General features: G+C 57.3%; 9 protein-coding genes. 8 read left to right on the top strand and 1 reads right to left on the bottom strand.

The window, feature by feature from the left end:
- The first annotated feature begins 485 nt into the window (after nt 1-485).
- From ACZ41G_RS06065 to ACZ41G_RS06045, 5 genes are all read left to right on the top strand, one after another.
- Complete coding sequence (locus ACZ41G_RS06065; RefSeq protein WP_412170580.1) at nt 486-1,511, top strand: DUF559 domain-containing protein; 1,026 nt, start codon at nt 486-488, stop codon at nt 1,509-1,511.
- A gap of 938 nt (nt 1,512-2,449) precedes the next feature.
- The gene (prfB, locus tag ACZ41G_RS06060; protein ID WP_464144941.1) at nt 2,450-3,583 is read left to right on the top strand and encodes a peptide chain release factor 2; all 1,134 of its coding nucleotides are present in this window, start codon (nt 2,450-2,452) and stop codon (nt 3,581-3,583) included.
- Between the two features lie 129 nt (nt 3,584-3,712).
- Nucleotides 3,713-5,059, top strand: coding sequence for a cell division ATP-binding protein FtsE (gene ftsE / locus ACZ41G_RS06055; protein WP_321046276.1), 1,347 nt, complete (start codon nt 3,713-3,715; stop codon nt 5,057-5,059).
- Nucleotides 5,056-5,979, top strand: coding sequence for a permease-like cell division protein FtsX (gene ftsX / locus ACZ41G_RS06050; RefSeq protein WP_033506303.1), 924 nt, complete (start codon nt 5,056-5,058; stop codon nt 5,977-5,979). The genes ftsE and ftsX overlap by 4 nt, the downstream gene beginning before the upstream one ends.
- Nucleotides 5,980-6,215: 236 nt before the next feature.
- On the top strand, nt 6,216-7,676 hold the full coding sequence (locus ACZ41G_RS06045) for a CHAP domain-containing protein (RefSeq protein WP_464144938.1): 1,461 nt from the start codon (nt 6,216-6,218) through the stop codon (nt 7,674-7,676).
- Nucleotides 7,677-7,972: 296 nt separating this feature from the next.
- Here ACZ41G_RS06045 and ACZ41G_RS06040 read toward each other — a convergent pair whose 3' ends face one another.
- Nucleotides 7,973-8,326, bottom strand: coding sequence for a hypothetical protein (locus ACZ41G_RS06040; protein WP_464144937.1), 354 nt, complete (start codon nt 8,324-8,326; stop codon nt 7,973-7,975).
- A 712-nt stretch (nt 8,327-9,038) separates the two neighbouring features.
- On the opposite strand from ACZ41G_RS06040, the gene smpB reads away from it, so the two are divergent.
- The 3 genes from smpB to ACZ41G_RS06025 all read left to right on the top strand — a co-directional run bounded on the left by smpB (nt 9,039) and on the right by ACZ41G_RS06025 (nt 11,934).
- Nucleotides 9,039-9,518, top strand: a complete 480-nt coding sequence (gene smpB / locus ACZ41G_RS06035; protein WP_015450789.1) for an SsrA-binding protein SmpB — start codon at nt 9,039-9,041, stop codon at nt 9,516-9,518.
- Between the two features lie 338 nt (nt 9,519-9,856).
- Nucleotides 9,857-10,786 carry an ABC transporter substrate-binding protein gene (locus ACZ41G_RS06030; RefSeq protein WP_464144935.1) on the top strand — a complete coding sequence of 310 codons (930 nt, stop codon included), beginning with the start codon at nt 9,857-9,859 and terminating at the stop codon, nt 10,784-10,786.
- A 212-nt stretch (nt 10,787-10,998) separates the two neighbouring features.
- Nucleotides 10,999-11,934 (top strand): ABC transporter substrate-binding protein, encoded by a 936-nt coding sequence (locus ACZ41G_RS06025; protein WP_464144933.1) that lies wholly within the window; start codon nt 10,999-11,001, stop codon nt 11,932-11,934.
- The last annotated feature ends 158 nt before the right edge of the window (nt 11,935-12,092 follow it).

The following is a 12,092-nucleotide window of genomic DNA, read 5'->3' as shown; positions in this document are numbered from 1 at the left end:
GTTCGCGGCTGTTCTGTGGTTGTGGTTGCGATTGTGGTTGTGCGATTGTGGTTGTTCCTCCATCCTTACTTATCGTGCTGGTTGTGAGTGGCGATTCGCAATGCGTGCTATGCGAGCGTTAATAATGGTGCAGAAGCGTTATCATCGTGCTGGTTGTGAGTAGTGACTCGCAACCAGCCGTGTTATGTGGCCTTGATGCGCCGAAAGAAGTCGTGATCACATTCCATTGTGAGTCAGCGCTCACAACAAAGCCAATAGGCATCGGTGACCCCTCTACAGTCGCGGGATGAGAACCGAGCCCACATCGCAACGGCGCGGACATGGCTGTTATCTGTTCGTCGCTAACAATCGTTCGACCAGAATTCGCAGTACGTTGTCATGCGGTGGGCGCGCGATTGCACAGCCACATGTGGATAACTACATCTTTTGACCACATTGCCCGTCATCGCTTTTGGTGAGGCGGGTGGCAAGCTAGCGTCGAACGTATGACTATGAACACGGTTGAGCATCGACGGTCTGGGCTCATGGCGCAGACTTGTGGGCGGCGCGTCGAAACGACTCCGGTCAGACTGCTGCGCATTCAAGCGGAGACGCTGATTCGCTGCCGTGAACTTCAAGCACGTGTCGCTTCACCGTTGATTTTCGCGTTGAGCACCGCACTGAAATTGCTGTGTATCGACGTGCCAAACGGATTGGATCATGACGAGTTGGTAGTGGTCGCTGATTCGCAGAAAACCCGCAGACGAATCGTAGGAGTGCGGTGCATATATTGGAGTTATCCCATGCGATTCGTGCATCTTGACGGTATTGTGTGCGTTGCCCCGGATACGACATGGCTTATGTATGCGCGACGTTCTGAACTCGAATCGCTGGTGCTGCTGGGGGATGCTTTCATGCGAAGAGACCGTGATCAACGGTGGATGCCGTTGCGCGATTTTCGTGATTCTTGTCATACGATACATGAGCAGATTCGAAAGACCGGGAGACGAATGCCGGCTGGCACTGCGCAATTGCGTCGGGCTTTGGTCTTGATGAAAGAGAATACGGATTCTGTTCGTGAAAGTGAATTGCGGTTGATGTTGCTGTCCTATGGATTGCCGATGCCGCAAGTCAATCCGCAGCTCGATATCAAGAAGATGCCAGGACAGGCGAATGCGAATATCCGCCGCAAATTGTTCCTTGATCTCGCATATCCGGAATATAAAGTCGCTGTGGAATATGACGGCAAATATCATGCCGGTAACTGGGAGGAAGATGTGCGCCGCCGTATGATACTCGAAGATGCTGGCTGGGTATGCGTGAACGCCACTTGGAGTGATATGCGAACTGATAGTGAGCGACGTGCCTTTGCTGCCAGTGTGGCGTCACGTCTGGAACGCCAATCGGGACGAAAACATGCCGTGTCGGGACCAATTTCGTTGCGGCGATTGGCTTCTCGCTTGATGCGACGGATGAAACGGGCAGAAGACTCTGGTGGCTCTGATGTCGAAGAAGCGCGCGCTTGCAGCTGATCAGTGCGGCATGGCGTATATGTCATGATGAATGTGCAGGCGCAGCTTGCGTTGTTGTGTGGTGTGTGAAGTGCGTTTCGCATGTTGGTTGTTCAGCGATGTCGCTGACTACCGCTGCAGCGGATGATGTGTGGCGCTGACGCAATGCCGTTGCAGGCGCGTGACCGGGCCGAGTTGGCCGGGCGCGTCCGTGTAGTGGAGGTTCGATTTCCGGCGACCCCCGGTTGCGGATGCTCTGAGGCTTTTGCCGTTATCTGCGTCTTTCTGATTGTCGATGTTGACGTTGTCGAGGTTCTGATAGTCTGATTGAACTCGTCTTGTTTTGGGTGCGTGTGGGGCGCGTGGATGCTTTGAAACTCCTTATGTTGTATATCCTGCCGCTTCGGTTTTCCACTTGATTGTGAGTCGCCGCTCGCAAGACACGATATGGGTGACGTGCGAATGATGCACGGATGACGCGTTGCCATCGCGGGCTGCCCGTTGTCTTGCTGATTGTGAGTGGTTGCTCTCAATTAAGGCGATGACAGGCCTGGATCGGCGCCGTATACCCGTGCGTTCTGCTTCGTTGTGAGTCGCGGTTCGCTACCGTCTTTCGAGCATGAATGTAGCGTTGTCCGCATGATGACGATTGTGAGTGGCCGCTCACAATGAGCATCTGTGGTGTGTGATGGTCGGTGTCGGTGGTCGGGTTTGGGGCTTGGGTTGCTGGTGTCGACTCACAATCAGGTGTGTTGTTTGTCTGGGTGGGTGCTGGCAGTTGGGTTTGTCGCGTTGGTTGTGGGTGGTGGCTCACAATCGTGTGTGGCGGGTGGGGCGGTTGGTGTCGGTGGCTGGGTTTGCCGCCCACGGCGTGACTGGCGGCTCACAATCAGCAAAGGGTGTGAACGTTCGGGCGGGTCGGCGGACGATTTCCGCCTGTGCCTGTAAGGTGGATAAACGTGGCAGACTATGACTTTACGCAAGATTTGAACGAGACCAAGGCGAAATTTGACATGATCGCCAAGGCCATCGATATGGACGCCCTTGCCTCGTCAATCAGGGATCTCGAGGTAGAGGCGAGCGCGCCCGGCCTGTGGGATGACCAAGAACACGCTCAGCAAGTTACCAGCAAGCTCTCGGCAGCGCAATCCCAGCTGAAGCGCCTCAAGGACGCCCAACGGCGCATTGACGACGTCGAGACCCTGTACGAGCTCGGTTCCGAGGAAGACGACAAGGATTCCATGGACGAAGCCGTCAACAATCTCAAACAGCTCGATCGGGACCTCGTCGACATGGAAGTCCAGACCCTCATGGACGGCGAGTACGATGCACGTTCCGCTGTGGTCACCATTCGTTCCGGTGCCGGTGGCGTCGATGCCGCTGATTTCGCCCAGATGCTGCTGCGCATGTACCTACGTTGGGCGGAACGGCATAATTTCAAGACGAAGATGATGGACACGTCCTACGCCGAGGAAGCCGGCATCAAATCCGCCACATTCCAAGTCGATGCCCCGTACGCGTATGGCCGGCTTTCGGTCGAGGGCGGCACACATCGTCTGGTGCGCATTTCGCCGTTTGACAATCAGGGCCGTCGTCAGACATCCTTCGCCGCGGTCGAGGTGATTCCGCTCGTGGAATCCACCGATCACATCGATATTCCGGACTCCGATATCCGTGTCGACACCTTCCAGGCGTCGGGTCCTGGCGGCCAAGGCGTGAACACCACGTATTCCGCGGTGCGCATCACCCACTTGCCCACCGGCCTCGTGGTTTCTATGCAGGATGAACGCAGCCAGATTCAGAATCGTGCGGCCGCCATGGCGGTGCTCCAATCCCGCCTGCTGGTGCTGCGCCACGAAGAGGAAGCCAAGAAGAAGAAGGAGCTCGCCGGCGATATCAAGGCCAGCTGGGGAGACCAGATGCGTTCCTACGTGTTGCATCCGTACCAGATGGTCAAGGATTTGCGTACCGGCTATGAGACTTCGCAGACTCAGGCAGTGTTCGATGGTGATATTGATGGCTTCATCGAGGCAGGCATCCGTTGGCGTCATGACCAGCGCAAGCAGGCCGCCGAGGAAGCTGCCCAAGCCTAAGTCGGCACAAGCCTTGAGACAACAACTGAATTCAACACTTGGTAACACTTGAGAATGTGCTGCCTCGTATCCGCCTCGGGGCAAGGATTCGGGGCGCACGTCCGGTAATCAACACGGAAGACGGGAATCATGTCGCTGATAACGCTTGATGATGTTACAAAGATTTATCCGAAAGGCACACGGCCGGCACTGGATGACATCACGCTGCATATCGATCGTGGCGATTTCGTGTTTCTTGTGGGCGCGTCAGGTTCCGGCAAAACGACGTTGCTGAGCCTGCTGTTGCGTGAGGAGGAGGCGACGGACGGGGAGATTCGCGTCGCGGGCAATGACCTGCGTCGTTTGACGAATCGGCAGGTCCCGCAGTACCGTCGTTCCATCGGCTTCGTGTTCCAGGATTACAAGCTGTTGAACAACAAGACGGTCTGGCAGAATGTCGCGTTCGCGCTTGAGGTGATTGGCACGAGCCGCTCAACCATCAGGACGTTGGTGCCCAAGGTGCTTCAGACGGTCGGGCTTTCCGGCAAGGAGGGGAACTATCCGCATGAGCTGTCCGGCGGCGAGCAGCAGCGCGTGGCTATCGCGCGTGCGTATGTGAATCATCCGCAGATCCTGCTCGCCGACGAGCCTACCGGCAACTTGGATCCGACGACGTCACTCGGCATCATGGAAGTCCTTGATGCGATCAACCGCACCGGCACGACCATCGTGATGGCCACGCATAACGAGGAAATCGTCAATTCGATGCGCAAACGAGTCGTCGAGTTGCACAACGGCAAGATTGTGCGCGACGAGCAGCATGGTTCATATGATTCAGCCTTGTATTTCCCTGACCGTGATGTCGAATCGAAAGCTTCAAACGCGAACGCGGTGCGGACGTCTGAGGCCCAGGACGGGGTGTCCGGACGGCAGGGTGGAACCCCTGACGCCAAAGCAGTCGGAGCCGGCGCCGACGATCCTGATGCGAAGTTCCGTCCTCAGCGTTCCGCGACACAGCAGGTTTCGGCGACGCTTGGTGTCGCCCAATCACTGATGGCTTCGGAGAACGGCGATGAGGGTATCGCCCGACTCGCCCATTCGGTTCATTCCGGGCGCACCGGTCGGTATGGCGAGGTCTTCCAGTCTGTGGAAACCACGATGACCTGGGGCAAGGGTCTGAGTGCAGAGGATATCGCCGCGAAGCGCGAGCATGAGGAAGCGTATGCCAAGCGGCACGGCACCAATGTTGAGACACCCGAGCTGCACAGTCAAGAAGGCCAGCCTTCGGATGAGCGGGCTGCACAACCGCAACAGGGTGGTGCAGACGACAGCAGGGTGGCGCCTCCCGCTCCGCCGTCGCCTCCTGCCCCGCCGATGCCGCCCGCCGTTGATGGCGAAGCGGCTGCGCAACGGGTACAAGAGACACCAGAAGTGCAAGACACGAGCGACACACCGGACACGAGCGATACGGACGGGAAGGAAAGTCAACAGTCATGAGGTTACGGTTCATTCTTTCTGAGACATGGACAAGCTTGCGGCGTAATGTGCCGATGATTCTTTCCGTCATGCTGGTCACGTTCATCTCCTTCCTGTTCATCGGCGCCTCCGTGCTGATGCAGGCGCAGATCACTAAGGCCAAAGGCGACTGGTACGACAAAGTAGAGGTCGTGGTCTGGCTTTGCCCTGATGGCACGAGCCAGTCAGCGAACTGCTCGAGCGGGAAAGCGCCGACCGACAATGAAATTGTCGATATCGAGAACAAAATTCAAGACGAACTTGGTTCCGTCGTGTCCAAAGTCACGTATGTCAGCCGTGAAGAGTTCTATAAGAACACCTTCCTCAAGCAGTATCCGAACGGCATATATCAGGGCAGGACGCTGACTGCGGCGGATATGCAGGCTTCGTTGCGGCTCAAACTCACCGACCCGACCAAATACCAGCAGGTTTCGGAAGTGCTCTCGGGGGTGAGTGGGGTCGAGGAAGTCCAGGATCAGCGGCAGATCTTCGATCCGGTGTTCAATGTGCTGAACAAGGCGACGGTGGTGACGGTGGTCCTCGCAGGTGTCATGATTGTGGTCGCGGTGCTGCTTACTGGTACAACGATCCGGATGAGCGCCGCATCGAGAAAGAACGAGACCGAGATCATGCGGCTGGTTGGCGCGTCGAACTGGACGATTCGTCTGCCGTTCATTCTTGAGGGTATGACAGCATCCATGATCGGCTCACTGCTGGCGGTCGGCGCATTGAGTGGAATTGTACAGATTTTCATCACCGATGGAATCGCGCAAACCGTCCAATGGATGCCGTTCATCACGCAGAAAACCGTATGGCTTGCGGCGCCGGCGCTCGTCATCGGCGCGATGGTGTTGTCCGCGCTTTCGTCCGCAGTCTCGCTGCGACGGTACCTCAAAGTGTAAGGAAAGTGCACGGTGCCTATGGGATGTGCAGGCATGTCCGGATGCCGAGAGAACTTGTCTCGGTCGGCGGTCAGCGCCGCTCTTGCCGCCGCAGCGTCGTTCAAGCTCGTCTTGAATTTTGGTATTGAGATGCTCCAGGTGTACATGTCGATGGCAGATACGCGACGGGGGTATTCTCATTGACCATCGAGCATCGTTATGTACAATGTGCGATACACCACAAGAAAGGCTGTGATATGAAGCGCACGAAAAAGATCGACGCCATCGTGGGCGCACTGATCGCATCGCTCACTTTTATCGCCGCAGGCACTGCGAACATAATCGCGCCGCCGCAGCCAGCGCAGGCGGTCACGATGCAGCAGTACAAGGCAAAGCTCCAAAGCCAAAGTGAGCTCAAAGCCAAACTGACCGGTGTCAGCACGCAGTTGGCGAATCAGATTCTCCAACTCAACGATCTGAACCAGAACCAGATCCCCGCCGCGCAGCAGGCGTTGGAAGACGCGCAGAACAGCGCGGAACAGGCGCAATCCCAGGCGCAGGCCGCACAGGACCGACTCGAGGCCGCGCAACAAGACAAGGCCAACTTGCAGGAACAAATCAAGCAGACCGGCGCGAACTATGACGATGCGAAGGAAGCGGTCGCCCAGATGGCGCGTGAAAGCTTCCACGGCACCACCGCCTCGGAAGTGATGAATGTGGTGACCAATTCCACCACGACTGAGGATTTCGTCAACAAGATGCAGGCCGACGCCGCAGTCACCCGCACCGAAAGCAATGCTGCAAGCGACGCCGCGACGCAGCTGAGCACCGCGAAGAACCGCGAGCAGCGGCTTGCGGCAATCGAGGATGAAATCACCACGCTCAAGCAGAAGGCCGATGCGCAAGCTGCCGCGGCTCAGAAAGCCGTGGAAACTGCTCAGGCCAAGCAGTCCGAGCTGAATGATCTGTTGGCTCAGGGCAATGCCGAGCGTGCCTCGTTGGAAAGCCAGAAGACCCAGCTGACTTCGCAGTCGGCGAAGGAGGCCGCCGAGATCGTCGCGATGGAGTCGGAGATCACTTCCTGGTCCAGCAACTATTCAAATCAGCAGGCATCACCTTCCAACGGCGGTGCGCAGTATACCGGCAAGAAGCCTTCGTCGGGTTCCAGTTCCAAGAGACCAAGCGGCTCGACTGCGTCAAGACCGAGTGCTCCGAGCAATTCGAATTCGTCGAATACTTCGCATAATTCGAATAATTCAGGTAGTTCGGGCGGTTCCGGCGCCTCCGGTATGAATTATGGCGTGCCGGGAAGTTGCCCTGCCGGCTCTTCATTCTGCTACGGGCATCGCACAGGCAACATCGGCAACGGCAACACTTATCCGGCGCGGAACTGCACCCTGTGGGCGTATATTCGCCGTTCGCAGTTGAGCCTGCCGGTGGGTTCGTATATGGGCAACGGTGCCGACTGGGCGGGTACCGCGCGTTCGCTGGGATATTTGGTGAACAACACGCCACATGTCGGAGCGGTGATGGTATTCGCTCGCGGGCAGCGTGTGACACGTTGGTATGCGAATGCGGCGTACGGCCATGTCGCCGTAGTCGAGCGCGTGAACTCTGATGGTTCGGTGCTGGTTTCCGAAGGCGGCACCGGGTTCGCGACATTCCCCGCGTATGAGACGATTTCGAACGCCGGGAGCTATCAGTACATTCATTACTGATCCGAACCGCTGGGCTGAACCACTGGACTACTGAGCCGTCCTTTGGCTGACGGGCTGGGTCTTTCGCCCTCTCAAAATGGCGGGAGCGTGTTGCTTGATGCGACGCACTCCCGCCATTCCTATACGCGGAGTCGATGGCGCGGCTGTGTGCGGTTTCCGGCGAGGTAGGAGGGAAGAGCAGAAGAGAAGAAGAGGAATCGTTCGCGTTGATTGTGAGTGACCGCTCTCAATCAAACTGTGGAATCGTGAAACGTCCCACGATTGTTGTCCTCTTCGCGTTGATTGTGGGTGACTGTTCACAACCTGAGCAGACCTGGGCGGTTGTTCTTGACAAAATCATCTCCGGTTACTGATGTTTGTGAGTGACTGCTCACAAACAAGGCGAATGAAACTGTCCCGGAGAAGATTTCCTGCCATTGTTCGGCTGATTGTGAGTCGCCGTTCACAACCTTGGACGATTGCGCGTTGTATCTACTGTCATCCGTACTCGTTGCATCATTGTTTGTGAGCGGCGACTCACAATCAAAATAGTGGAGTGCGTGAATAGGGACGCCGACGCGGTCACGGCCGTTTGATTGTGAGTGATGACTCACAATCTTGTTGTTGAATCGATTGATGATGGTAATCGTGGTGGGAGTTGACGGAGCCATGGCTCACGATTGTGAGTGGTGACTCTGAGCTTGATTTGTGAAATCGAGAGATAGACATGTGATTGACGCAGAAAATCACCCGTTGTGACTGGCGTCTCACAACGATTGTTGATCAGATGTCGGGTGGTGGATGTCGGCGGTTGTTTTGCCATTGATTGTGAGCGGCGGCTCACAGTCTGTTGGTTAGGGTGCTGCAGAGTGAGGTGGGGTACAAGACGAATAATGCGGGAGATACGGCGAGATGTAAAACAGGTGAGGAAGTGGCAGGACGGCGGGTTGCCGGATATGGGTAATGCGAGCGATGTGGCGGATTGCCGGACACGGTTATGGCAAGCGGTGCACCGAGTCGGGTGCGAAGCGTGACAATGCCAAGGGCGCTGCGGAGCTGGAGTAGTAGGAGAGCGGCTTCGTGTACAATGATGGGTTCGACAGACAACATGCGAGCACCATTTTCGCAATCGCTGTCAGCAGCGCGATGAAAACGGTACGATTCCGCGCACCCGCATCCGCACCCGCGCACCCGCATACGTACCCGTGTACGTACGTACTTGCGTATATACGTAAATACATACTAAGCGGTTTGCATGCTTGGCTTGTCAGACGCGCACCCGCGCAGGTACGTAATTACAAGGCAATGCGCCCGTGCGTCGCTAGGCTGTTGCCGACGAGTGCGAACAGTGTGGAACTGAAGGAAACGAGGAACGAGGACGGAATGGCGAAAGAACAGGGGACTGTGATGATTGCGCAGAACCGCAAGGCGCGGCACGACTATAGCATCGAGGACACGTACGAGGCTGGACTGGTGCTCACGGGTACCGAGGTCAAGTCTCTGCGCGAGGGGCGCGCGTCGCTCGCTGAAGCATTCGTCAGTATTGACAGGCGCGGCGAGATGTGGCTTGAGGCCGCAAATATCCCGGAATATCTCAACGGCACGTGGAACAATCACGCCCCGAAGCGCAAGCGTAAATTGCTGCTGCATGCTGCGCAGATTGAGAAGCTGCAGCGTCAGACCCAGGCGAAAGGCTATACGATCATTCCGCTGAGCCTGTATTTCAAGGACGGCAGGGTCAAAGCGGAAATCGCGCTCGCACGAGGCAAGAAGGAGTACGACAAGCGTCAGGCTTTGCGTGAGGAGCAGGACAAGCGCGAGGCATTGCGCATCATGCGCTACAAGAACAAGCAGGTGATCTGAGCGTTATTGTTTCGCTGGTCTGAGAAGATGGTTGATGGCGTGGGCATTCAATGTTGGCTGTCTTGCTGCGGAATCGTGACACCGTCGTCCACAATCGTGCCCGCATATCGAGACTCCTCGTTACAAGCCCACACTGCACGGTTACGGTGAAGTGTAACGTCGCCGTAGCATGGCGGGCTTATTCTGCGGCTATCGGCGAGGACGGGGCATCCGCCCGGGTGCCCACGCCGACGGGCGCGGCCGCTAGGCTCTTGCGTCCGGAACACAGAGAGGGTTCAGCCATGTCAGTCATGTCAACCATGTCTTATTTTCGCCACGCTGGAAGCCAAACCGCAAGCATGCTGAAACGTTTCGGTGCCGCCGCCTGCTGTGTTGCCATGCTCGCCGGCGCTGCTGCATGCGGTACGAGCGATGCGTCGGATACGAAGTCCGGTTCCGGTTCTTCGTCGAGTTCGTCCACAGCCGGTTACGATGTCTCCGGTGTGAAGAAGGATGCCTCGATTGCGGCGTTGCTGCCTGATTCGGTGACCAAGGACGGCAAGCTCACCGTCGGCATGGATACGTCATACGCGCCGGCCGAGTTCCTCGCGGAGGATGGCAAGACTCCGGTCGGATATGACGTTGACATCGTCAAAGCGATAGCGAATATCTTCGGTTTGAAGGCGGACCCGGTGACCGCGAATTTCGATTCGATCATTCCGTCGGTCGGCAGCAAGTACGATATCGGCGTGTCGTCGTTCACGGTGACGAATGAGCGTCTTGATTCCGTTGATTTCGTAACGTTCTACAAGGCGGGTTCCACGTGGGTGACCAAGAAGGGTAACCCTGAGAAGGTGGATACTTCGGACCTGTGCGGCAAGAAGATTGCCGTGCAGACCGGTACCACGCAGGAGGAGTCGGTCGCCGAGATTTCCAAGCAGTGCAAGGCGAATGGCAAGCAGCCGGTGGACGTGCTTTCGAGCAAGTTGCAGACCGATGTGACGACGAATGTGGTGACCGGCAAGGCGGTCGCGTTCTATGCGGATACCCCGGTTGCCGGCTATGCGATCTCGCAGACCGGCGACCAGCTTGCCACGCTCGGTGAAGATGAGGGTGTCGCCCCCGAGGGCGTAGCCATCAAGAAGGGTGATTCCGCCACCGACGAGGCGGTGCAGAAGGCTCTGCAAAAGCTCATGGATGACGGCACGTACAGGAAGATCCTCAAGCATTGGGGTGCCGAGGGCGGTGCCGTGACCAAGGCGGAGATCAACCCCAAGGTCGAGGACTGAGCTGCGCGTCTCGTCCGTGCGTGTTGCCTACGCGCCCGCAGAGTATCCATGGTATGCCGGTCGTGTCGCGGATGACGCCTGTTGCGTCCCGACACGACCGGCGTGTCTTTTTCGTGCCGCAGTCTGCGGCATAGTATATTATGCGAATCAATGCATAGATATGCATGTTGGAATGGCAGACAGCCTGACCGCATGCATGAAGAGAGGAACATATGTCATTCAAGGCTTTCAAGACCGCGCTCGCCTGCACGCTGAGCGCCGCCATGTTGCTCGGTGCCGCCGCATGCGGCACGAAGGATGAAGCGACGTCCGGCTCCGGTTCTTCGTCGAGTTCGTCCACGACCGGTTACGATGTCTCCGGCATCAAGAAGGACGCATCCATCGCCGCCATGCTGCCTGATTCGGTGACCAAGGACGGCAAGCTCACCGTCGGCATGGAGCTCACGTATGCTCCGGCTGAATTCCTTAAGGAAGACGGCAAGACCCCGGTCGGCTACGACGTCGACTTGTCCAACGCGCTGGGCAAGGTGTTCGGCCTGGACACTCAGATTGTCTCCGCCTCCTTCGATTCGATCGTTCCGTCGGTGGGTAGCAAGTACGATCTTGGCATCACCTCGCTGACCATCACCAAGGAGCGTATGGACGCGGTCAACTTCGTCAGCTACTACAAGGCTGGCGCCACATGGGTGGTCAAGAAGGGCAACCCGCAGAAGGTTGATACCTCTGACCTGTGTGGCAAGAAGATTGCCGTGCAGACCGGCACGGTCGAAGAGGAAGACGCCAACAAGGCCGCCAAGCAGTGCAAGGCGGACGGCAAGAAGGCCATCGACGTGCTTTCCAGCAAGTTGCAGACTGATGCTGCGACCAACGTGGTGACCGGCAAGGCCGATGTGTTCTATGCTGATTCCCCGGTGGCGGGCTACGCGATTTCACAGACTGATGGCCAGCTCGAACCGCTCGGCAAGGACGAGGGCTCGGTCAAGCAGGGCATCGCCATCGCGAAGAACGACGACCAGACCACCAAAGCGGTGCAGAAGGCCGTACAGAAGCTGATGGATGACGGCACCTACATGAAGATCCTCAAGCATTGGGGTGTGCAGTCCGGAGCACTGAGCGAGGCGGAGATCAACCCGACCGAACTCAGCTGACCAACATGGTTGTGATGGTGCGCCCGCCGGCATAGGGGTTCCTGCAACGCCGGCGGGCGCACTTGTGTTGGGGTGATCCGCAAGCATCCGTGGAAGCTGGGGGCGTGTCGGATCGACATCGTGATATTGGGATATGGACGATATCTTGACTGTGTCGT

It is taken from the genome of Bifidobacterium porcinum (genome assembly GCF_055378475.1).
This window is presented reverse-complemented; position numbering and strand designations above follow the sequence as displayed.

Excerpts from the sequence above, each read along its gene's own strand:
- ACZ41G_RS06065 (WP_412170580.1), top strand. The coding sequence starts at position 486 with ATGACTATGAACACGGTTGAGCATCGACGGTCTGGGCTCATGGCGCAG.
- ftsE (WP_321046276.1), top strand. The coding sequence starts at position 3,713 with ATGTCGCTGATAACGCTTGATGATGTTACAAAGATTTATCCGAAAGGC.
- ftsX (WP_033506303.1), top strand. The coding sequence starts at position 5,056 with ATGAGGTTACGGTTCATTCTTTCTGAGACATGGACAAGCTTGCGGCGT.
- ACZ41G_RS06045 (WP_464144938.1), top strand. The coding sequence starts at position 6,216 with ATGAAGCGCACGAAAAAGATCGACGCCATCGTGGGCGCACTGATCGCA.
- ACZ41G_RS06040 (WP_464144937.1), bottom strand. The coding sequence starts at position 8,326 with ATGGCTCCGTCAACTCCCACCACGATTACCATCATCAATCGATTCAAC.
- smpB (WP_015450789.1), top strand. The coding sequence starts at position 9,039 with ATGGCGAAAGAACAGGGGACTGTGATGATTGCGCAGAACCGCAAGGCG.
- ACZ41G_RS06030 (WP_464144935.1), top strand. The coding sequence starts at position 9,857 with ATGCTGAAACGTTTCGGTGCCGCCGCCTGCTGTGTTGCCATGCTCGCC.
- ACZ41G_RS06025 (WP_464144933.1), top strand. The coding sequence starts at position 10,999 with ATGTCATTCAAGGCTTTCAAGACCGCGCTCGCCTGCACGCTGAGCGCC.